19 protein-coding genes and 1 other RNA gene are annotated in these 20,894 nt (G+C 54.3%); 9 read left to right on the top strand and 11 right to left on the bottom strand.

Going from position 1 to position 20,894, the window contains the following annotated elements; translation table 11 throughout:
- Window positions 1–106 precede the first annotated feature (106 nt).
- From gcvH to HVZ52_RS04000, 6 genes are all read right to left on the bottom strand, one after another.
- Window positions 107–496, bottom strand: coding sequence for a glycine cleavage system protein GcvH (gene gcvH / locus HVZ52_RS04025; RefSeq protein WP_003026965.1), 390 nt, complete (start codon window positions 494–496; stop codon window positions 107–109).
- 25 nt (window positions 497–521) lie between these two features.
- Window positions 522–1,616 (bottom strand): glycine cleavage system aminomethyltransferase GcvT, encoded by a 1,095-nt coding sequence (gene gcvT / locus HVZ52_RS04020; protein ID WP_047414423.1) that lies wholly within the window; start codon window positions 1,614–1,616, stop codon window positions 522–524.
- Between the two features lie 452 nt (window positions 1,617–2,068).
- A complete protein-coding gene (gene ubiI, locus HVZ52_RS04015) occupies window positions 2,069–3,271 on the bottom strand; it encodes an FAD-dependent 2-octaprenylphenol hydroxylase (protein ID WP_181598891.1) in 1,203 nt (400 codons plus the stop codon).
- 139 nt (window positions 3,272–3,410) lie between these two features.
- Entirely contained in the window at window positions 3,411–4,589 is a 1,179-nt protein-coding gene (gene ubiH, locus HVZ52_RS04010; protein ID WP_149382404.1) for a 2-octaprenyl-6-methoxyphenyl hydroxylase, read from the bottom strand.
- Window positions 4,586–5,911: a Xaa-Pro aminopeptidase gene (gene pepP, locus HVZ52_RS04005; RefSeq protein WP_155574355.1), complete on the bottom strand. Its 1,326-nt coding sequence runs from the start codon at window positions 5,909–5,911 to the stop codon at window positions 4,586–4,588. Before pepP ends, ubiH begins: the two co-directional genes overlap by 4 nt.
- Window positions 5,912–5,935: 24 nt before the next feature.
- Window positions 5,936–6,514: a YecA family protein gene (locus HVZ52_RS04000; protein WP_016157420.1), complete on the bottom strand. Its 579-nt coding sequence runs from the start codon at window positions 6,512–6,514 to the stop codon at window positions 5,936–5,938.
- A 167-nt stretch (window positions 6,515–6,681) separates the two neighbouring features.
- On the opposite strand from HVZ52_RS04000, the gene zapA reads away from it, so the two are divergent.
- From zapA to HVZ52_RS03985, 3 genes are all read left to right on the top strand, one after another.
- A complete protein-coding gene (gene zapA, locus HVZ52_RS03995) occupies window positions 6,682–7,011 on the top strand; it encodes a cell division protein ZapA (RefSeq protein WP_003026980.1) in 330 nt (109 codons plus the stop codon).
- A 41-nt stretch (window positions 7,012–7,052) separates the two neighbouring features.
- Window positions 7,053–7,236: non-coding RNA, 6S RNA (gene ssrS / locus HVZ52_RS03990), on the top strand.
- Between the two features lie 19 nt (window positions 7,237–7,255).
- Window positions 7,256–7,852 carry a 5-formyltetrahydrofolate cyclo-ligase gene (locus HVZ52_RS03985; protein WP_181598890.1) on the top strand — a complete coding sequence of 199 codons (597 nt, stop codon included), beginning with the start codon at window positions 7,256–7,258 and terminating at the stop codon, window positions 7,850–7,852.
- Between the two features lie 382 nt (window positions 7,853–8,234).
- Here the strand turns inward: HVZ52_RS03985 and serA are convergent, their stop codons facing one another.
- Complete coding sequence (gene serA, locus HVZ52_RS03980) at window positions 8,235–9,467, bottom strand: phosphoglycerate dehydrogenase (protein WP_016154363.1); 1,233 nt, start codon at window positions 9,465–9,467, stop codon at window positions 8,235–8,237.
- A gap of 271 nt (window positions 9,468–9,738) precedes the next feature.
- Entirely contained in the window at window positions 9,739–10,398 is a 660-nt protein-coding gene (gene rpiA, locus HVZ52_RS03975) for a ribose-5-phosphate isomerase RpiA (RefSeq protein WP_016154364.1), read from the bottom strand.
- Between the two features lie 170 nt (window positions 10,399–10,568).
- On the opposite strand from rpiA, the gene argP reads away from it, so the two are divergent.
- From argP to HVZ52_RS03950, 5 genes are all read left to right on the top strand, one after another.
- Entirely contained in the window at window positions 10,569–11,462 is an 894-nt protein-coding gene (gene argP, locus HVZ52_RS03970) for a DNA-binding transcriptional regulator ArgP (protein WP_003825477.1), read from the top strand.
- A gap of 226 nt (window positions 11,463–11,688) precedes the next feature.
- On the top strand, window positions 11,689–13,833 hold the full coding sequence (scpA, locus tag HVZ52_RS03965) for a methylmalonyl-CoA mutase (RefSeq protein WP_181598889.1): 2,145 nt from the start codon (window positions 11,689–11,691) through the stop codon (window positions 13,831–13,833).
- Entirely contained in the window at window positions 13,826–14,818 is a 993-nt protein-coding gene (gene meaB / locus HVZ52_RS03960) for a methylmalonyl Co-A mutase-associated GTPase MeaB (RefSeq protein ID WP_181598888.1), read from the top strand. Before scpA ends, meaB begins: the two co-directional genes overlap by 8 nt.
- A 13-nt stretch (window positions 14,819–14,831) precedes the next feature.
- A complete protein-coding gene (gene scpB / locus HVZ52_RS03955) occupies window positions 14,832–15,617 on the top strand; it encodes a methylmalonyl-CoA decarboxylase (RefSeq protein ID WP_016154367.1) in 786 nt (261 codons plus the stop codon).
- A 24-nt stretch (window positions 15,618–15,641) separates the two neighbouring features.
- Window positions 15,642–17,108, top strand: a complete 1,467-nt coding sequence (locus HVZ52_RS03950) for an acetyl-CoA hydrolase/transferase family protein (RefSeq protein ID WP_046274940.1) — start codon at window positions 15,642–15,644, stop codon at window positions 17,106–17,108.
- On the opposite strand, the gene HVZ52_RS03945 is transcribed toward HVZ52_RS03950, so the two are convergent.
- The 3 genes from HVZ52_RS03945 to argO form a co-directional block, all read right to left on the bottom strand.
- Window positions 17,105–18,001 carry a LysR family transcriptional regulator gene (locus tag HVZ52_RS03945; protein ID WP_046274941.1) on the bottom strand — a complete coding sequence of 299 codons (897 nt, stop codon included), beginning with the start codon at window positions 17,999–18,001 and terminating at the stop codon, window positions 17,105–17,107. The genes HVZ52_RS03950 and HVZ52_RS03945 overlap by 4 nt on opposite strands.
- Window positions 18,002–18,192: 191 nt before the next feature.
- Window positions 18,193–18,915 (bottom strand): oxidative stress defense protein, encoded by a 723-nt coding sequence (locus HVZ52_RS03940; protein WP_029139653.1) that lies wholly within the window; start codon window positions 18,913–18,915, stop codon window positions 18,193–18,195.
- 93 nt (window positions 18,916–19,008) lie between these two features.
- Window positions 19,009–19,644 (bottom strand): arginine exporter ArgO, encoded by a 636-nt coding sequence (gene argO / locus HVZ52_RS03935; RefSeq protein ID WP_003027005.1) that lies wholly within the window; start codon window positions 19,642–19,644, stop codon window positions 19,009–19,011.
- Between the two features lie 200 nt (window positions 19,645–19,844).
- On the opposite strand from argO, the gene dctP reads away from it, so the two are divergent.
- On the top strand, window positions 19,845–20,891 hold the full coding sequence (gene dctP, locus HVZ52_RS03930; protein WP_053389417.1) for a TRAP transporter substrate-binding protein DctP: 1,047 nt from the start codon (window positions 19,845–19,847) through the stop codon (window positions 20,889–20,891).
- Window positions 20,892–20,894 lie beyond the last annotated feature (3 nt).

The following is a 20,894-nucleotide window of genomic DNA, read 5'->3' as shown; positions in this document are numbered from 1 at the left end:
CGTTGCAGGAAGGCGGCGACGCAGCACATCCCCAGGGCTTACATCAGTAAGTAACTGAGGTGTGCAAGAAAGCCAACACACCTGCAACGTGAAGAATGAAGCGTATTTATTCGTCTTCTAACAAAGCTTCATATGCAGTCGCATCCAGCAGCGATTCAATTTCGCTTTCATCGCTGGCTTTGATTTTGAAGATCCAGCCCCCTGCATACGGCTCGCTGTTGACCAGTTCCGGGGAGTCGCTGAGCGCGTCGTTAACCGCAACAATCTCACCGCCTACTGGCGCATAAATATCGGATGCCGCTTTTACGGATTCCGCAACGGCGCAGTCATCGCCCGCGCTGACGGTTGCGCCAACTTCGGGCAGGTCAACGAAAACCATGTCACCTAACAGCTCCTGAGCATGTTCGGTGATCCCAACGGTGTAAGAGCCGTCAGCTTCTTTGCGCAGCCATTCGTGTTCTTTGCTGTATTTCAGTTCTGCAGGTACGTTGCTCATCAATCAATCTCCAAAAAAGGATGAATTACGCGACGGCTTTGCCGTTACGCACAAAAACAGGTTTAGTCACTTTTACCGGCATTTCGCGGTTACGGATCTGTACGATCGCGGTCTCACCAATACCCGCAGGGACACGTGCCAGCGCGATGCTGTAACCCAAGGTTGGGGAGAATGTTCCGCTGGTGATAATGCCTTCCTGCTGATTGCCGGAAGCATCGGTGAAACGCACCGGCAGTTCATTACGCAGTACGCCTTTCTCGGTCATCACCAGTCCGACCAACTGTTCGTGGCCTTTTTCACGCTGCATTTCCAGCGCTTCCCGACCGATAAAGTCGCGGTCAGTCGGTTCCCACGCGATGGTCCAGCCCATGTTGGCCGCCAGCGGAGAAATGGCTTCGTCCATCTCCTGACCGTACAGGTTCATGCCGGCCTCCAGACGCAGCGTGTCGCGCGCGCCAAGACCGCAAGGTTTGACACCTGCTTGTACCAGCGCACGCCAGAAGTCTGCCGCCTTTTCACTCGGCATGGCAATTTCATAGCCTGCTTCGCCGGTATAACCGGTGGTTGCGATAAACAAATCACCCGCCTGAACGCCGAAGAACGGCTTCATGCCTTCTACCGCCTGGCGCTGCTCGTCAGTAAACAATGTGGCTGCTTTTTCCTGCGCGTTTGGGCCCTGCACCGCAATCAGCGATAGATCGTCTCGAACGGTGATGTCGATGGCGTAGGGTTCAGCGTGTTGGGTAATCCAGGAGAGGTCTTTTTCGCGGGTGGCGGAGTTTACAACGAGGCGGAAGAAATCTTCAGTGAAGTAGTAGACAATCAGGTCATCTATCACGCCGCCCGAAGCGTTGAGCATACCGGAGTAGAGGGCTTTACCCGTCTTCGTTAGCTTCGCGACGTCGTTTGCCAGCAGATAACGCAAGAACTCCCGGGTGCGGCTACCGCGCAGGTCGACGATGGTCATATGTGACACATCAAACATTCCGGCATCGGTGCGAACAGCATGGTGTTCATCAAGCTGAGAACCGTAATGCAGTGGCATCATCCAGCCATGGAAATCTACCATGCGCGCGCCACATAGCGTGTGTTGTTCGTACAAAGGAGTCTGTTGAGCCATCTTTTCCTCGTTGAATAAGCGGGGCTACCAACTCTTTCGCGGTGAAATTTTCGCCACGAAACCCAGCACCGCAGCCGCTCCAGGGGCCACGACGCAAACGTTCTCTTTGTCTTGAACTTACCACCGAAACAGACGCTAAACCATAAGGCAAAATTAACCATCACATTAGCTTATGGCCAAAAACAGCAAAATCACCGGCAGAACAAAACCACATCCATACGGCAAATAATCAGAACAAAAAATAAATAAAAGCTGGAATTAACAGCACCAACCAACATTAAATGTGGAAAAATTGTCAAAAATGGCGTTATGAAAAAAACGTAATATTAAAAAAACTAATGCGAAAAAAGGCGTGGAATTAGATTATTTCAAATGAGAGAAGCACCCCGGCGCGCAGGCCGGGAGTGGAAAGTGTGACGGGTCTCAAACTCTTAAGATTGTCCTTACGGACGCTAGCGTAACCACTCAGGAAGATCGTTCAGTCCCATCGCCTGGCGGATGAGCTGTGGTTTTACGCCTGGCAGGGTATCGGCCAGTTTCAGACCAATATCACGCAGCAGTTTTTTCGCCGGATTCTCGCCTGCAAACAGTTCACGAAAGCCCTGCATACCGGCCAGCATCATCGCTGCGCTGTGCTTACGGCTGCGCTCGTAGCGGCGCAAATAGAGATACTGACCAATATCTTTGCCCTGACGCTGTAGCCGCTTCAGCTCATCGATCAGCTCCGCCGCATCCATAAAGCCAAGGTTAACCCCCTGACCCGCCAGCGGGTGGATGGTATGCGCCGCATCCCCCACCAGCGCCAGACGATGAGCAGCGAACTGACGGGCATAGCGTCCCGTCAGCGGAAACGCCTGACGCTCGCTTTCAAGGCTGCACAGCCCCAGGCGATTATCAAAAGCGATATTCAGCGCCTGATTAAACTCGTCAACGCTTGTCTGCTGCATGCGTTCTGCTTCCTTCGGCGAGAGCGACCAGACGATAGAGCACAGGTGCGGGTCACTGAGAGGCAGGAACGCCAGGATCCCCTCACCGTGAAACGCCTGCCGCGCAACCGCGCCGTGAGCTTCCTGCGTACGGATAGTCGCCACCAGCGCATGATGACGGTAATCCCAGAAAGTGAGCGGAATATCCGCTTTGTTGCGCAGCCAGGAGTTAGCGCCATCGGCGCCGACCACCAGGCGAGCTGTCAGCATTGCGCCATCTTTCAGGGACAGAAATGCCTCATTCTCACCCCAGGCTACCTGCTGTAACTCAGCGGGCGCCATCAGCGTAATATCCGCTGAACGCTGTGCTTTTTGCCAGAGTGCGTAATGGATCTCTGAGTTTTCAACGATGTGGCCTAAATGGCTGTAGCCCATGCTCTGGTCATCAAACGCAATACGCCCAAAGCTGTCTTTGTCCCAGACTTCCATGCCGTGGTAGCAACAAGCGCGACGGGCAACAATGTCGGACCAGACGCCCAGTCGGCTAAGCAGTTTTTCACTGGCGGCATTAATGGCCGATACGCGAAGCTGGGGAGGTGCATCCGCCGCCAAAGGCTGCGGAACATGTTGTTCTAACACCGCAACGCGCAACCCGCTGCCCTGCAAGCCGCAGGCAACCGCCAGTCCCACCATGCCGCCACCAACAATTGCTACATCAACACTTTGCACTGTTTGCTCCTGAAAATAGGACAATCAAAAACCGTAGGCCGGATAAGGCAAAGCCGCCATCCGGCATTACTTCCGCGACATTGCCTGATGGCGCTGCGCTAATCAGGCCAACTTCTTTAATTCGGCCTACAGGATATATCTATCGCGCAACCCAACCGAGGGTCCGCTCCGCCAGCGCATCGCGTGCAGGCGTGAATAATTCCATCGCCATCAGCCCGACATTCCGCCCAACGACCAGCGGGGCCCAGCGATTGGCAAACAAATACACCAAATTGTTGGTCACACCAATCGTCGTTTCGCGATCGCGTTCGCGGCGCTGCTGATAGCGTACCAGCACCGCATAATCACCGATATCTTCCGCGCAGTTTTGCGCCTGCGTCAACGTCTCAGCCAGGCTCATCACGTCGCGCAGACCAAGGTTGAAACCTTGTCCGGCAATGGGATGCAGCGTCTGTGCTGCGTTCCCCACCAGCACAGTACGATGGGTAATGGCTTTTTGCGCCGAGGTTAATGAAAGCGGATAGGCGTTGCGTTTACCGGCCTGGGTAATACGCCCCAACCGCCAGCCAAACGCAGTTTGCAGTTCGCGGCAAAATTGTTCGTCGGACCAGGCCATAATCTCATCCCGCCGCTCCAGCGGATGGCACCACACCAGCGAGCAGCGACCATCAGACATCGGTAGCATTGCCAGCGGACCATATTGCGTGAAACGTTCGAACGCTCGCCCGTCATGCGCAACGGAGGTCGTCACGTTGGCAATCACCGCCAGTTGTTCATAGGGTTGTTGCTGCCAGTCAACGCCGCAGGCGGTAGCCAGCGCGGAGCGCGTGCCATCGGCGGCCACCAACAGGCGACCATTAATCATCTCGCCATTTTCCAGCGTAACCTCAACGCGTTCCTGCGTGCGTGACACGCTGGCTACACGGTCGGGGCAGTGCAGCGTGATGCCCGGCGCTTTACGCAGCAGCGCAAACAAACGCAGCCCGACATCGTGCAGTTCTACCACCTGGCCCAGCGCCGGAATACGGTATTCCTGCGCATCCAGCGTCACAAATCCGGCATGGCCGCGATCGCTGACGTGAACCGTTTTGATCGCCGTTGCGCAATCGGCAATCGCCTGCCATACGCCAATTCGCGCCAGCTGTTGGCAGGTCCCTGCCGCCAGCGCGATCGCCCTGGCGTCAAACCCTGGATGGCGGTCAGTTTCAGGTTCGCTCGCTTCTATCAGGTGAACAGGCAGAGTCCCGTGGCTGAGCTGAGAAATGGCCAGCGCCAGCGTCGCACCGACCATACCACCACCAACGATAATCACGCTCATTGCAGTCGCGCCGCAGCCATTAAGGCTTCAATGTCATCCGCTTTCTTCACCACGCTGGCGGTCAGGTTCTCATTGCCGTCCTCGGTGATGAGGATGTCATCTTCAATACGAATGCCGATACCTCGATAAGCAGGCGGCACATCGGCGTCCGGCGCGATATACAGCCCCGGTTCGACAGTGAGTACCATTCCTGGCTCGAGAGTACGTGAGCGGTCCTGACCATAAACGCCAACGTCGTGCACATCCAGTCCCAGCCAATGGCTAAGACCATGCATAAAGAATGGGCGATGCGCATTTTCGGTAATCAGTTGGTCGATCTCGCCGTGCAAAATGCCAAGCCTCACCAGACCCGTAATCATGATGCGCACCACTTCGCCGGTGACTTCCTGGATGGACGTCCCCGGGCGATACAGGCGCAGACTGGTCTCTAATGACTCCAGTACGATGTCGTAGATTTCACGCTGGGCAGGGGAAAATTTGCCGTTTACCGGGAAGGTACGCGTAATGTCGCCCGCATAACCTTTGTATTCACACCCGGCGTCAATTAACACCAGATCGCCATCGCGCATTGCACTTTCATTTTCAGTGTAATGGAGAATACAGCCGTTTTCGCCGCTGCCGACAATCGTGTTATAGGATGGGTAACGCGCGCCATGGCGAGTAAACTCGTGGTGAATCTCCCCTTCCAACTGGTATTCAAACATTCCCGGACGGCATTTTTCCATCGCGCGGGTATGCGCCAGCGCACTGATCTCTCCGGCACGGCGCATGACCGCAATTTCTTCTGGTGATTTGAACAGGCGCATTTCATGCACCATTGGACGCCAGTCGATGATCGCGGCGGGTGCGTGCAGATTTTGTCTGGAGCCTTTACGCAGTTTATCCAACGCCGTGCACACAATCTCATCTGCCCAGGCATATTCGCCCTGCGCGTGGTACACCGCGTCCAGGCCATTGAGCAACAGGTGCAGCTGTTGGTTGATTTCACTGAAGGCCAGCGCCCGGTCAACGCCGAGTTTTGCCGGTGCGGCATCCTGGCCCAGACGGCGGCCAAACCAGATCTCCGCCGTCAGATCGCGAACTCGATTAAACAAAACGCTGTGGTTATGAGTGTCATCACTTTTAATCAGCACCAGCACGGCTTCCGGTTCGTTAAAACCGGTGAAGTACCAGAAATCACTGCTTTGGCGGTACGGGTATTCACTGTCCGCGCTGCGCGTCGCTTCAGGCGCGGCAAAAATCAGCGCGGCGCTGCCGGGCTGCATTTGTGCCAGTAAAGCCTGGCGACGACGCTGGAATTCTTGCTGAGATATCTCGCTCATCACACTCTCCTTTGCGTTTCGTTCTTAGTGCAGAGTCGGTTTACGGACTTCCGGCGCGGTCGGCTGCTGACGCGTAAACGTGTCATGACACAGCAAGGCGGCTACGCGCACGTATTCGATAATCTCTTCGAGCGACATTTCCAGCTCTTCCTGATCTTCGTCTTCGTCATATCCCAACTGAGCGATATTGCGCAGGTCGTCAATCGCTTCACCGGTTTCACCGGTCACTTTGTCGAGCTTTGGCTGCGTAACGCCAAGGCCCAGCAAAAAGTGGTTTACCCACCCCGCCAGCGCATCGGCACGATCAAACACGCTAACGTCGTCGCCTTCAGGCAGATAAAGCTGAAAAAGGAAGCCGTCGTCCTCGAGGGCATCGCTGGTGGCAGAGTGCATTTTCATCAGTGCCTGAGCCAGCTCGTGACCGAAGGCCAGACCTTCGTTCGTCAGGTCGTGCAGCAGCGGCTGCCATGAGCTGTCGTTGTTGCCGCCGCAAATCATCCCGCTGATCAAGCCGTGCATTTCGGCCGGGGTTAATCCAGCCCCTTGTTGGTTCAAAAACTGGCTAACGTCGTTGTAGCCAGGCATTTCGTTCTGTATAGACATAAGCATTCGTCATCAAAGGGAGGAATATTCATGGTATGCTACCACTTTGGGCCCTGGTGGACCAGAAAAGGGCTTGTATCTTGATACCAGGGTAGCTATAGTGTCGCCCCTTCGCGGACCCAAGGTCTGGAGACGAAGGCAGCGCAGTCAATCAGCAGGAAGGTGGCATGTCTGCACAACCCGTCGATATCCAAATATTTGGCCGTTCACTGCGAGTGAATTGCCCGCCTGAACAAAGGGATGCGTTGAATCAGGCTGCGGACGATCTCAATCAGCGATTGCAAGATCTGAAAGTTCGCACTAGAGTCACAAATACTGAGCAGTTGGTTTTCATCGCCGCGTTGAACATCAGCTATGAATTAACTCAGGAAAAAGCGAAGACGCGTGAGTACGCGGCGAGCATGGAACAACGTATTCGGATGCTACAACAGACCATCGAACAGGCGTTGCTTGATCAGGGTCGCATAACCGAAAAAACGGGCCAAAACTTTGAATAACACTTTTCGGTTTACTGTGGTAGAGTGACCTTGAAGACAAAATTTCTCTGAGATGTTTGCAAGCGGGCCAGTCCCCTGAGCCGATATTTCATACCACAAGAATGTGGCGCTCCATGGTTGGTGAGCATGCTCGGCCCGTCCGAGAAGCCTTAAAACTGTGACGACGCATTCACCTTGAACCAAGGGTTCAAGGGTTACAGCCTGCGGCGGCATCTCGGAGATTCCCTTCTACCTGGCAACAGCCATGACACTACTTTCTGAACTCCCTTTATCCCGGCAAGAAATTCGTCAACTGATTCGACAGCGTCGTCGCACGTTGACCTCTGAACAGCAACGACAATACGGTCAGCAAGCCGCGACCCGAATGCTCAGTTTTCCCCCTGTTGTACTCGCGCATACTGTGGCGGTATTTCTCTCGTTCGATGGCGAACTCAATACCCAGCCGCTGATAGATCAGCTGTGGCGAGCGGGCAAGCGCGTTTACCTTCCGGTTCTTCATCCCTTCAGTCCCGGTAATTTACTGTTCCTGCACTATCATCCGCGCAGCGACCTGGTGACCAATCGCTTAAAGATCCAGGAACCACGGCTTGATGTACGCGACGTATTGCCGCTGTCAAAGCTGGACGTACTGATTACGCCGTTAGTGGCATTTGATGAGGACGGGCAACGCCTGGGCATGGGCGGCGGATTTTATGACCGCACGCTACAAAACTGGCAACAGCATAAGATCCAACCCGTGGGCTACGCGCATGACTGCCAGTTAGTAGAAAAATTGCCGGTTGAAGAGTGGGATATCCCGCTGCCAGCGGTGGTGACGCCGTCCAAAATCTGGGAGTGGTAGCCGTTTTTTGCCGATTGACAGCGTCGTTTTTTTGACCTAAATTCCTCGGTGAAGGGTGAGGGAGGCGAACCTCCCTCCTGCGTACTCTCTGTTAATATGCTGGCCAAGCGATGATTAACAGGATCAGCAGCATGATGACGTATCTCATCATCGTCCCTTTCCTTTTTAGAGCCCCTGCTTCGGTAGGGGCTTTCCCGTTTCAGCGCTATGCTGCGCCCCTATCGTAAATTCCTTTTATTGCTGTACAACACGCAACGCTGCCTTTAGTTGCCAACTGCGGCAAAGCTCGAAAAACAGAATGTATGCGTTACAGAAAGAGATTTTGAGGCAGGGAAATCAGAGGAAAGATGGGCAGGTCAACCGCCTGCCCATGTAGAGGAAATCAGTACAGCAGACGCGCGCGAATGGTTCCCGGAAGGGCTTTCATCGCCAGCAGCGCTTTCTCCGCCACATCTTCATCCGCTTCAATATCGATAACCACATAACCTACCTGCGCGGAAGTTTGCAGATACTGCGCGGCAATGTTGACGCCCTGCTCGGCAAAAATCTGGTTCAGTGCCGTCAGTACGCCCGGACGGTTTTCGTGAATGTGCATCAGACGACGACCACCGTGCAGCGGCAGCGAAACTTCCGGGAAGTTTACCGCAGACAGCGTAGACCCGTTGTCGGAATACTTGGTCAGTTTCCCAGCTACTTCCAGACCGATGTTTTCCTGCGCTTCCAGCGTTGAACCACCAATGTGCGGCGTCAGGATCACGTTATCGAAATCACACAGCGGCGAAGTGAAAGGATCGCTGTTAGTTGCCGGTTCGGTTGGGAATACGTCGATTGCAGCCCCCGCCAGATGTTTAGTCGCTAATGCGTCGCACAGCGCAGGAATATCAACAACCGTACCGCGTGCGGCGTTAATCAGCAGCGCCCCCGGCTTCATCAGCGAAATCTCACGCGCGCCCATCAGGTTTTTGGTGGAGGCATTTTCCGGTACGTGCAGACTAACCACGTCGCTCATATTGAGCAGGTCGGAAAGATGCTGTACCTGCGTGGCATTGCCAAGCGGGAGTTTATTTTCAATATCATAGAAAAAGACATGCATCCCGAGCGATTCCGCCAGAATGCCCAACTGAGTACCAATGTGGCCGTAGCCGATGATCCCCAGTTTTTTACCACGCGCTTCAAAAGAGCCGGTAGCCAGTTTATTCCACACGCCGCGGTGCGCTTTGGCGTTCGCTTCGGGTACGCCACGTAGCAGTAGCAGCAGTTCGCCAATCACCAGCTCAGCAACGGAACGTGTGTTAGAGAATGGTGCGTTAAACACAGGGATCCCGCGCTTTGCCGCTGCACTTAGATCAACCTGGTTGGTGCCAATGCAGAAGCAGCCAATCGCGACCAGTTTCTCTGCGGCGTCAATCACATCTTCAGTCAGATGGGTACGGGATCGCAGGCCAATGAAGTGGGCATCACGGATGGACTCTTTCAGTTGTTCAGTGTCCAGAGCACCTTTGTGAAACTCGATGTTGGTATAACCTGCTGCACGAAGGCTTTCGAGTGCTTTTTGGTGCACGCCTTCAACCAGCAGAAATTTAATCTTATCTTTCTCCAGTGATACCTTTGCCATTTCCCCGACCCTGTCTTTTTTTGTTCAAACTGATGTGTTGTGTGTGGGATTTTCATCCGTCTCTTCAACATATCAAAAAATAATATTGCGGCAATATGAACGTTTGCGTCGCCGTGCTGAAGAAATGTCATTCAACGGGAAATGTCAGAGGAAAATACTGGCGATAACTTTTTCTTTGGAGAGATCGGCAGGACAATATTATAAACGTGACACAAGTCACCAAATTTGCCCTGCCAAAATTTTTTTAACGGGAGAAGACGCTCCCGTCAGATCATTTTACGATAGTTTTCACGCCGTCAGGAGTACCGATCAGCGCGACATCCGCACCACGGTTGGCAAACAGGCCGACGGTTACCACACCTGGAATCGCATTGATGGCATTCTCCAGCGCGATGGCGTCGAGGATCTCCAGACCGTGCACATCGAGGATCACGTTGCCGTTGTCCGTCACGACGCCCTGACGGTATTCAGGACGACCGCCCAGCTTCACCAACTGGCGAGCCACAGCGCTGCGCGCCATTGGGATCACTTCGACCGGCAGCGGGAAGTTGCCGAGAATATCGACTTCTTTAGACGCATCCGCGATGCAGATAAATTTCTTCGCCACGGAAGCAATGATTTTTTCACGGGTCAACGCTGCGCCGCCGCCCTTGATCATCTGCATGTGACCGTTGATTTCATCCGCGCCGTCAACGTATACGCCGAGGCTATCCACTTCGTTAAGATCGAACACGTGGATGCCAAGGCTTTTGAGTTTTTCAGTCGATGCGTCCGAACTGGATACCGCACCTTCAATCTGACCTTTCATTGTGCCCAGCGCATCAATAAAGTGTGCGGCTGTTGAACCTGTACCTACGCCCACAATGGTGCCGGGCTGTACATACTGAAGTGCCGCCCATCCTACTGCTTTTTTCAGTTCATCCTGCGTCATGATCGTTTCGCCTGTGGTGTGAATATGGTGGGAAAATTCACGCGCATTATAGAACATTGTGCAGAAAAATGTCCCCACACCCGCTCGCAAGCGGCGGATTTCGTCTTTACCCAATCAAAAATTGTGTCATAGTGCAGAACAAGCAAAAATTTCAGGAGTGCGTCAAAGCAATGAAACGTCCGGACTACAGAACACTACAAGCACTGGATGCGGTTATTCGTGAACGAGGATTTGAGCGCGCGGCGCAAAAGCTGTGCATCACGCAATCCGCGGTTTCACAGCGCATAAAACAGCTTGAGAATATGTTCGGACAACCGCTGCTGGTGCGCACCGTACCGCCGCGCCCAACGGAACAGGGACAGAAACTACTGGCGCTTCTGCGCCAGGTTGAACTGCTGGAAGACGAGTGGCTGGGCGATGAACAAACCGGCTCGACGCCGCTTCTGCTTTCGCTGGCGGTGAACGCCGACAGTCTGGCGACCTGGTTACTTCCGGCGCTGGCCCCGGTACTGGCTAATTCACCGATTCGACTGAACCTGCAGGTTGAAGATGAAACCCGAACCCAGGAACGTCTACGTCGGGGTGAAGTGGTCGGTGCGGTGAGTATTCAACATCAGGCGCTGCCAAGCTGTCTGGTGGATAAACTGGGCGCGCTGGACTACCTGTTTGTTGGCTCTAAACCTTTCGCCGAGCGTTATTTCCCAAACGGCGTCACCCGTTCCGCCCTGCTGAAAGCCCCGGCGGTCGCGTTTGACCATCTTGATGATATGCACCAGGCGTTCCTGCAACAAAACTTTGACCTGCCGCCGGGCAGCGTACCGTGCCATATCGTTAACTCGTCTGAAGCCTTCGTCCAGTTAGCCCGTCAGGGAACAACCTGCTGCATGATCCCACACTTACAGATTGAGAAAGAGCTGGAAAGCGGTGAGCTTATCGACTTAACGCCAGGCCTGTTCCAGCGTCGGATGCTGTACTGGCACCGCTTTGCACCAGAAAGCCGCATGATGCGCAACGTCACCGACGCGCTGCTGGCCTATGGCCACAACGTACTGCGTCAGGATTAATTCCTCGAACAGAGGCCGGATAGCGGCGTAAAGCCTCATCCGGCCTGCAAGCCTTTCCCCTCATTTCATGCTATTCCCGCCACGTCTTTGAAATACATCACAAAATAAAACACGCCACACGGCAAAAAACGACGTCCTGTTGGCTATTTTTTGCTGGCGACAAGCCAAATGAAAAAGCACACCGTATTCGCAAAGATTCAACTTATTGCGTAATACGGAGCAAAAAATGGCAAACGTGCAGGAGTGGCAAACACTCGCCAATAAAGAACTCAGTCGACGGGAAAAAACCGTTGAGTCGCTGGAAAGACAAACGGCGGAAGGGATTGCCATCAAGCCGCTGTACACCGAAGCGGATCTCGATAATCTGGAAGTCACGGGCACCCTGCCCGGTCTGCCGCCTTACGTGCGTGGCCCGCGCGCCACTATGTATACCGCGCAGCCGTGGACGATTCGCCAATACGCCGGTTTCTCTACCGCCAAAGAGTCCAACACCTTTTACCGCCGTAACCTCGCCGCTGGGCAAAAAGGGCTTTCCGTCGCCTTTGACCTTGCCACTCATCGTGGCTATGACTCAGACAACCCGCGCGTAGCGGGCGACGTCGGCAAAGCCGGCGTGGCGATCGATACCGTCGAAGATATGAAGGTGCTGTTCGACCAGATCCCGCTGGATAAGATGTCGGTATCGATGACCATGAACGGCGCGGTGCTGCCGGTACTGGCGTTTTATATCGTCGCGGCGCAGGAGCAAGGCGTGACGCCGGAACAGCTCACCGGGACCATTCAGAACGATATTCTGAAAGAGTACTTGTGCCGCAACACCTACATTTATCCGCCAAAACCCTCCATGCGCATTATCGCCGACATCATCGCCTGGTGCTCAGACAACATGCCGCGCTTTAATACCATCAGCATCAGCGGCTATCACATGGGTGAAGCCGGGGCAAACTGCGTACAGCAGGTGGCGTTTACGCTGGCAGACGGTATTGAATACATCAAGGCCGCGCTTTCCGCCGGACTGAAAATTGATGACTTCGCCCCGCGCCTGTCATTCTTCTTCGGCATCGGCATGGATCTGTTTATGAACGTCGCCATGCTGCGCGCTGCACGGTATCTGTGGAGCGAAGCGGTCAGCAGTTTTGGCGCGACCAACCCGAAATCTCTCGCTCTGCGTACCCACTGCCAGACCTCAGGCTGGAGCCTGACCGAGCAGGACCCGTACAACAACGTGGTACGAACCACCATTGAGGCGCTCGGCGCTACGCTTGGCGGCACCCAGTCTCTGCATACCAACGCTTTTGATGAAGCGCTCGGTCTGCCCACCGATTTCTCCGCCCGTATTGCGCGTAATACGCAGATCATCATTCAGGAAGAATCAGAGATCTGCCGCACCGTCGATCCGCTGGCCGGATCGTATTACGTCGAATCACTCACCGATCAAATCGTGAAGCAGGCGCGCACGATCATCAAGCAGATTGATGAGGCAGGCGGCATGGCGAAGGCGATTGAAGCCGGACTTCCTAAACGGATGATCGAAGAAGCGTCCGCGCGCGAACAGTCGCTGATCGACCAGGGTAAGCGCGTTATCGTCGGGGTGAACAAATACAAGCTGGATAAAGAAGACGACACGTCGGTGCTGGAGATCGACAACGTGAAGGTGCGCAACGAGCAGATTGCCTCACTGCAGCATATCCGCGCCACCCGCGACAATGATGCGGTTAAAGCCGCGCTATCCGCGCTGACCCACGCCGCGCAACAGAATGAAAATCTGCTGGCCGCCGCCGTCAACGCCGCCCGCGTTCGCGCCACGCTCGGCGAAATCTCCGATGCGCTCGAGGCCGCCTTTGACCGTTATCTGGTTCCCAGCCAGTGTGTTACTGGGGTGATTGCGCAAAGCTATCACCAGTCCGACAAATCCGTCGATGAGTTCGATGCCATTGTTGCGCAAACTGAACAGTTCCTCGCAGAAAATGGCCGCCGCCCGCGTATTCTGATCGCCAAGATGGGTCAGGACGGCCACGATCGCGGCGCAAAAGTGATCGCCAGCGCCTACTCCGATCTCGGCTTCGATGTCGATCTCAGCCCGATGTTCTCCACACCGGAGGAAATTGCCCGTCTGGCGGTAGAAAACGATGTGCATGTCATTGGCGCATCATCGCTGGCGGCGGGTCATAAGACATTGATCCCGGAGCTGGTCACCGCGCTCAAAGGCTGGGGACGCGAAGACATTTGCGTCGTCGCCGGCGGGGTTATTCCGCCACAGGATTACGCTTTCCTGCACGAACATGGCGTGGCAGCCATTTATGGCCCAGGCACGCCAATGCTCGACAGCGTCCGCGATGTGTTAACCCGTATCAGTAAACATCATGATTAACGCCGCCACGCTTGAGGATACCGTCCGCCGCTTGCGACTCGGTGAACGGGCTACGCTCGCCCAGGCGATGACGCTGGTCGAAAGCAATCACCCGCGCCACCAGCCGCTGAGTACGCAATTGCTGGACGCGATTATGCCGTTCACCGGTAACGCCCTGCGTCTGGGGATCACCGGCACGCCGGGCGCGGGTAAAAGCACCTTTCTGGAAGTATTCGGCATGCTGTTAATTCGCCGTGGGTTACGGGTAGCGGTGATCGCCGTCGATCCCAGCAGCCCGGTCAGCGGCGGCAGCATTCTGGGTGATAAAACCCGCATGACGGAACTGGCTCGCGCAGAATCTGCGTTTATACGTCCGGTTCCTTCCAGCGGTCATTTAGGCGGCGCCAGCCAGCGCGCCCGCGAATTAATGCTGCTGTGCGAGGCAGCGGGCTTCAACGTGGTGATTGTGGAAACCGTCGGCGTTGGGCAGTCAGAAACCGAAGTCGCAGGCATGGTGGATTGCTTTCTCTCACTGCAAATCGCCGGCGGTGGCGACGATTTGCAGGGCATCAAAAAAGGCCTGATGGAGATGGCGGATCTGGTCGTCATCAACAAGGACGACGGTGATAACCGTACCAGCGTTGCCATCGCCCGCCATATGTACGAATCCGCCCTGCATATTCTGCGCCGCAAATATGACGAGTGGCAGCCGCAGGTTCTGACCTGTAGCGCCCTGGAAAAACGCGGCATTGAGGAGGTTTGGCAGGCGATAACCGACTTTAAAACGTGCCTTACCGCCAGCGGTCAACTGGAAAAAGTCCGCCAGCAGCAGGCGGTGGAATGGCTACACAAGCAGGCTGAAGAAGAAGCCTTGCATCTGCTGTTTGCCCGGGCTGATTTCGACCAGTATTTCCAGCAGACACTGCTGGCCGTCAAAAACAATGATCTTTCGCCGCGCACCGGCCTGCGGCACATCAGCGAATTTATCCAGCATCATTACTTTTAATAAAGAGAACATTATGTCTTATCAATACGTCAACGTGGTCATCATCCAGAAAGTCGCGGTCATTGAGTTCAATTACGCCCGCAAGCTCAATGCCCTGAGCAAAGTGTTTATTGACGATCTGATGCAGGCGCTGAACGACCTCAATCGTCCGGACATTCGCTGCATCATTCTGCGCGCCCCGAGCGGGGCCAAAGTGTTCTCTGCCGGGCATGATATTCATGAACTCCCCACCGGACGTCGCGATCCGCTCTCTTATGACGATCCGCTGCGTCAGATAACTCGCATGATCCAAAAATATCCGAAGCCGGTGATCTCCATGGTTGAAGGCAGCGTCTGGGGCGGCGCGTTTGAGATGATCATGAGTTCCGATCTGATCATCGCAGCCAGTACGTCTACCTTCTCCATGACCCCGGTCAACCTCGGCGTGCCCTATAACCTGGTGGGCATCCACAACCTGACCCGTGACGCTGGTTTTCACATCGTTAAGGAGCTGATTTTTACCGCCTCGCCCATCACCGCTCAACGCGCCATGGCGGTCGGGATCCTCAACCATGTCGTTCCAACCGAGGAACTGGAAGATTTCACCCTGCAAATGGCGCATCACATCTCGGAAAAAGCGCCGCTGGCAATCGCCGTCATCAAAGAAGAACTGCGCGTGTTGGGCGAAGCACACACCATGAACTCTGACGAATTCGAGCGCATTCAGGGCATGCGCCGCGCGGTGTATGACAGCGAGGATTATCAGGAAGGGATGAACGCGTTTATGGAAAAACGTAAACCTAATTTTGTTGGCCATTAATCAAGTCCGACGAAGGAGACGGCCATGAAACGGATGAGCGCCGAACAGGCGGCAGAAATTATCCAGCACGATGATATGGTGGCGTTCAGCGGCTTTACCCCCGCGGGTTCGCCAAAAGCGTTACCCACCGCAATTGCCCAACGCGCCTGCGAACGGCATCAGGACGGGCAGCCTTTTCAGATCCGCCTGCTGACCGGGGCGTCAATTGGCGCCGCCGCTGATGATGCACTATCCGCGGCGGATGCCGTTTCCTGGCGTGCGCCTTATCAAACCTCATCTGGCCTGCGCGAGAAAATTAACCAGGGCCAGGTGAGGTTTGTCGATCTCCATTTGAGCGAAGTCGCGCAGATGGTTAATTACGGCTTTTTTGGCGATATCGATGTTGCCGTCATTGAAGCTTCCGCCATTGCGCCGGATGGCCGGATTTGGCTTTCCAGCGGTATTGGCAATGCACCCACCTGGCTGCTGCGGGCGAAAAAGGTGATTATCGAGTTGAATCATTACCATAATCCACGCGTGGCTGAGTTTGCCGACATCGTAATACCCGGCGCACCGCCGCGGCGTAACAGCGTGCCCATATTTCATACCATGGATCGCGTGGGCAGTCAGTGCGTGCAGATAGACCCCAGGAAAGTGGTCGCGGTGGTGGATACCGAGCTGCCCGATGCCGGGAATGCGTCGGATAAAACCAATCCGGTCAGCCAACAAATTGCCGATAACGTCGTCACTTTCCTACTGGCAGAAATGGCGCACAAACGCATTCCAGCAGAGTTTCTGCCCTTACAAAGCGGCGTGGGCAATATCAACAACGCGGTAATGGCGAGACTGGGAGAGAATCCGGATATCCCGCCCTTTATGATGTATTCAGAGGTGTTACAGGAATCGGTGGTGCATCTGCTGGAAACGGGCAAGATCACCGGTGCCAGCGCCTCCAGCCTGACCATCTCAGCCCCGTCGCTACAGAAGATTTACGACAACATGGACTTCTTCGCCAGCCGAATTGTGCTGCGCCCGCAGGAGATCTCCAATAACCCGGAAATCATCCGTCGGCTGGGGGTCATTGCACTCAACGTTGGGCTTGAGTTTGATATCTACGGCCATGCCAATTCCACGCACGTTGCGGGCGTGAACCTGATGAACGGTATCGGCGGCAGCGGGGATTTCGAGCGCAACGCCTATCTGTCTATCTTTATGGCGCCGTCGATTGCCAAAGGCGGGAAAATCTCAACCATCGTGCCGATGTGCAGCCATGTCGACCACAGCGAACATAGCGTTAAAGTGATCGTGACCGAACAAGGGATTGCCGATCTGCGTGGGTTATCTCCGATGCAGCGGGCGCACACGATTATCGATAACTGTGCGCATCCCCTTTACCGGGACTACCTGCACCGCTATCTGGAAAAAGCGCCCGGCGGGCATATCCATCACGATCTCAGCCATGCGTTCGATCTGCATCGCAACCTTCTCGAGACAGGATCGATGCTCGGTTAACTTGCCGTACCGTCACGATCTTCAGCAATATGCTGGAGCATGGTGCCGGTATAGCGATGATTTTTCAGCGAATAGAGAAACTCCTGCATATACATGGGGCTGCCGGGCGCGTCGAAATACTTTAGCGTCGACGGATTCACCAGCCGCCAGGCAAAATGAGGGATCACCGTCAAAAACTGCCCGCGCTCCACCGCGCTAATCTTGGCCATAAAGCTGTACGGACGGTAGATAATCGTCGGATTGATCCCACAGGGCCGCATATAAGCATCCAGCATTGCCTCAAAGTTGGCGCGATTCTGGAAGCGCATTTGCAGCCAGGGTAGCTCGCGCAGCAGATCCTGCGGCTGTTTCTCTTCGTAGCGCCGGGAAACGAGAAACCCCAGACGTAGCGGAGGCAGTTCGCTGATCGCCAGATTTTCCAACTCCTGTACGCGGGGGGAAACGTGCTGTGGCGAGATAATGAAATCCAGTTTGCGGTCGAACAGATTATCAATCACCCCATTCTCACTGAATTCAACGGCCTGGGCCGTCACGCCGTCATATTTATCGCCAAGGCTAATCAACTGGTCAAAAATAATCGTTGGATAAGTATTATCGATACCGATGACGATTTCCCGCGAGCGACAAGAGGCGTTATGGATTTCGTTATCAATGGCAGAGAGGCGCTGATAGACGGGAAACAGCTTCTGATACAGCTCCTGTCCGGCTTTATTCAGGCTGATGTTGTTATCTTTACGGGTAAACAGCGTATAGCCGATTTGATCTTCCAGTGCAGCAATGCTTTTACCGAAAGGCGATGCGGTCATATGTATTTTTTCTGCCGCTCTGGCGATGTTATTGGTTTGCGCCAGCAGAATGAAATTACGCATTTTTTTCGAGATAAAAATATCCATAGCGTCCCCTTAAAAATCGCTATGGCCTATCCTCATTACCACGAAAAAAAAGACTGAATGTGAGGTCTCATTTTTACAGTTGCTCACAGAAAAAACCGGCTGGAATGTTTTGTCGGCCTGATGAGACGAGACGCGTAAGCATCGCCATCAGGCTAAAAACTTGCCGGATGGCGACTTACGCCTTATCAAGGCTACTTATTGGTTACTGTAGGCTCAATCTGGAAGACGACATCAACCTGATCGTCAAACTGAATAACCGGCTGTTCGTAGGTTTCCTGAGCGGAGGTTGCAGGCGCTGCATCTGCTTTCATCATCCGTACCATCGGGCTCGGTTGATAATTGGAAACGTGGTAACGCACACTGTAAACGGGACCCAGTTTGCTATTAAAGCCCGCGGCCAGCTGTTCAGCCTGATGAACCGCATCATCAATCGCCGCTTTACGCGCTTTGTCTTTGTACGCATCCGGCTGGGCAACGCCCAGCGATACCGAACGAATCTCATTCAGACCGGCCTTCAGCGCGCCATCAAGCAGAGCGTTGAGTTTGTCCAACTGACGCAGCGTGACTTCAACGGTGCGCACTGCACGATAACCTTTGAGGATGCTTTTGCCGTTCTGGTAGTCGTAGTCCGGCTGCGTACGCAAGTTTGCAGCGCTAATGTCTTTCTTCGCTATCTGGTTCTGTTCAAGGAAAGACAGATATTGCGCCACGCGCTCATCGGCCTGCTTCTTCGCGGAAGCCGCATCCTTTGCAGCAACGTTCACTTCAATCGCCAGGGTGGCGATGTCTGGTGTTGCATCTACGCTTGCCGTTCCGGAAGTCACGATGTGCGGTCCATTTGGCAACTCATTTGCCTGTACCGATAGTGCGCTGAATCCGACTAATGCCGCCAGGGCCATTATTTTGAACTTCACGGTCGTTCCTCCATGTTTCATTAATTACCCCAAAACTCAGGGCACATGCAGGCAAGCTTAGCCGATCTCGCTGCGTTGTCCATCAGACAACACTTAGTTGAACAGCGCATGAACGTGCGCAACACCTTCTTTTGCCAACTGAAAAGCGATAAACCACATCACTAATCCTACCAGCGTATTGATGATGCGCTGTGCTTTCGCAGTTCGCAGACGCGGTGCCAGCCAGGCCGCCAGCAATGCCAGACCGAAGAACCACAGGAACGAAGCGCTGACGGTTCCCAGTGCAAACCAGCGTTTAGGCTCAACATCCAGTTGTCCCCCCAGACTCCCGAGCACCACAAAGGTATCCAGGTAAACATGTGGGTTGAGCCATGTCACCGCCAGCATAGTGGCGATAATTTTCCAGCGCCCCTGCTTCATCACTTCGGCGCTGGCCAGTTCCAGATTACTGCTCATCGCCGTTTTTAGCGCACCGAATCCGTACCAGAGTAAAAATGCGACCCCGCCCCAGGTGACCAGCGCCATCAGCCATGGCGACTGCATTAGCAAGGCGCTACCGCCGAAGATACCCGCGCAAATCAGCACTAAATCGCTGATGGCGCAGAGTAAAGCAATCATGATGTGATACTGACGACGGATCCCCTGATTCATTACGAAGGCATTTTGTGGACCAAGCGGAAGTATCATGGCTGCACCAAGCGCAAGCCCTTGAAAATAGTAGGATAACATGTAAAACATCTCACATAATTGTCTTGTGGGCAGACTATACTGCGCGGGATTCATTAGAGGAAATGGATAATATTAATCAGTAATTAGCATTATTAATAATACCGCGCACACTCCCCTCCATATTCAGTCTCTGACAATAGCGATTGTGCGTTACCCGGGGTATGCTGAAAGATAAATCTGTCTATACCAAAGGAATGGGTATGAAGCATAACGCGAACATTTTTCTCTTCTGTGCCTCGCTGATAGTTACCAGTTTGTGGCCCACTGTCGCCAGCGCAGACAGAACGCTGCGCTATACCGATCACGAGCCATATGGCAACATGCGTACCCGGCTCATAAAAGAGACTTTTTTTCGTGCGATCGAACAAGAGTCGCTTGGACGTTTGAAAATCGACGCTCACTGGAACGGCGAGCTGTCCACCAGCTATGACGCCTTAAAAACGATCGGCCAGGGCAGCGTGGCGGATATGGGGATCGTGGTCCCTGAGTACACGCCCGAACAACTGCCGCGACACCAGATTTTTAAGAGCTTCCCCCTCGGACCGGGTCGTGGTGAAGCGCAGGTTAACGCCTTTCAGCGGATTTTCCGCGAGTATCGCCAGTTTGGTCGCGAGCTGGAAAACAACAATCTGGTGAATCTTCAGTTTTTCCTCGGCTATCCGGTTGGATTTTTTACTACCAAGCCGAACGTCGATTTGGCACAGCTGAATGCAAGCCAATGGCGGACCGCCAGCTTTTGGCATCAATCATTTTTACGCAACGCAGGCGGCGTGCCGGTCAGCATGCCATGGAATGAAAAAATTACCGATGCGCTTCAAACCGGACAGCTTGACGGCCTGATGGTTAACCTCGACAGCGGAGATGATATCCATGCCCAGCGGGCGGCCCCCTATATTCAGCTCTCCCCTTCGCTCTGGCTCGGACACGTTTATCTTCTGGTGATGAATAAAGACGTCTGGGATAGCCTGGACGTGAAAGATCGCGCAGCCATCAATCGGGCCGCCGCCATGACGCAAAAGCGTATTGGCGCAGTGCAGGACGCAAGCCTGACCGCAATGGCGAAAAAGATGGCAAAAGAGGGCGCACACGTTCACTACCTGAGCAACAGCGAGCTGAATGCGTGGCAAGCCGCTACCGGGTATCAGCACGTTCAGGCCGAATGGATTGCCCAACAGGAAAGTAAAGGAATAAACGATGTTGGCGAGCTGATGCAGGGTGTCAGCGCAATTCTTAACAAGACGAGATAAATC

Origin of the sequence: Citrobacter sp. RHB36-C18 (assembly GCF_013814485.1) — a bacterium.
Classification (GTDB): Bacteria; Pseudomonadota; Gammaproteobacteria; order Enterobacterales; family Enterobacteriaceae; genus Citrobacter; species Citrobacter braakii.
Note: the sequence above shows the minus strand (reverse complement) of the source record. Positions and strands in the feature narration are given on the sequence as shown.

Bases quoted from the DNA above. Each gene is read 5' to 3' on its own strand.
- gcvH (WP_003026965.1), bottom strand. From the start codon at position 496: ATGAGCAACGTACCTGCAGAACTGAAATACAGCAAAGAACACGAATGG.
- scpB (WP_016154367.1), top strand. From the start codon at position 14,832: ATGTCTTATCAATACGTCAACGTGGTCATCATCCAGAAAGTCGCGGTC.
- serA (WP_016154363.1), bottom strand. From the start codon at position 9,467: ATGGCAAAGGTATCACTGGAGAAAGATAAGATTAAATTTCTGCTGGTT.
- rpiA (WP_016154364.1), bottom strand. From the start codon at position 10,398: ATGACGCAGGATGAACTGAAAAAAGCAGTAGGATGGGCGGCACTTCAG.
- ubiH (WP_149382404.1), bottom strand. From the start codon at position 4,589: ATGAGCGTGATTATCGTTGGTGGTGGTATGGTCGGTGCGACGCTGGCG.
- meaB (WP_181598888.1), top strand. From the start codon at position 13,826: ATGATTAACGCCGCCACGCTTGAGGATACCGTCCGCCGCTTGCGACTC.
- pepP (WP_155574355.1), bottom strand. From the start codon at position 5,911: ATGAGCGAGATATCTCAGCAAGAATTCCAGCGTCGTCGCCAGGCTTTA.
- HVZ52_RS03985 (WP_181598890.1), top strand. From the start codon at position 7,256: ATGACACTACTTTCTGAACTCCCTTTATCCCGGCAAGAAATTCGTCAA.
- scpA (WP_181598889.1), top strand. From the start codon at position 11,689: ATGGCAAACGTGCAGGAGTGGCAAACACTCGCCAATAAAGAACTCAGT.
- argP (WP_003825477.1), top strand. From the start codon at position 10,569: ATGAAACGTCCGGACTACAGAACACTACAAGCACTGGATGCGGTTATT.
- gcvT (WP_047414423.1), bottom strand. From the start codon at position 1,616: ATGGCTCAACAGACTCCTTTGTACGAACAACACACGCTATGTGGCGCG.
- zapA (WP_003026980.1), top strand. From the start codon at position 6,682: ATGTCTGCACAACCCGTCGATATCCAAATATTTGGCCGTTCACTGCGA.
- HVZ52_RS03945 (WP_046274941.1), bottom strand. From the start codon at position 18,001: ATGGATATTTTTATCTCGAAAAAAATGCGTAATTTCATTCTGCTGGCG.
- HVZ52_RS04000 (WP_016157420.1), bottom strand. From the start codon at position 6,514: ATGTCTATACAGAACGAAATGCCTGGCTACAACGACGTTAGCCAGTTT.
- dctP (WP_053389417.1), top strand. From the start codon at position 19,845: ATGAAGCATAACGCGAACATTTTTCTCTTCTGTGCCTCGCTGATAGTT.
- argO (WP_003027005.1), bottom strand. From the start codon at position 19,644: ATGTTATCCTACTATTTTCAAGGGCTTGCGCTTGGTGCAGCCATGATA.
- HVZ52_RS03950 (WP_046274940.1), top strand. From the start codon at position 15,642: ATGAAACGGATGAGCGCCGAACAGGCGGCAGAAATTATCCAGCACGAT.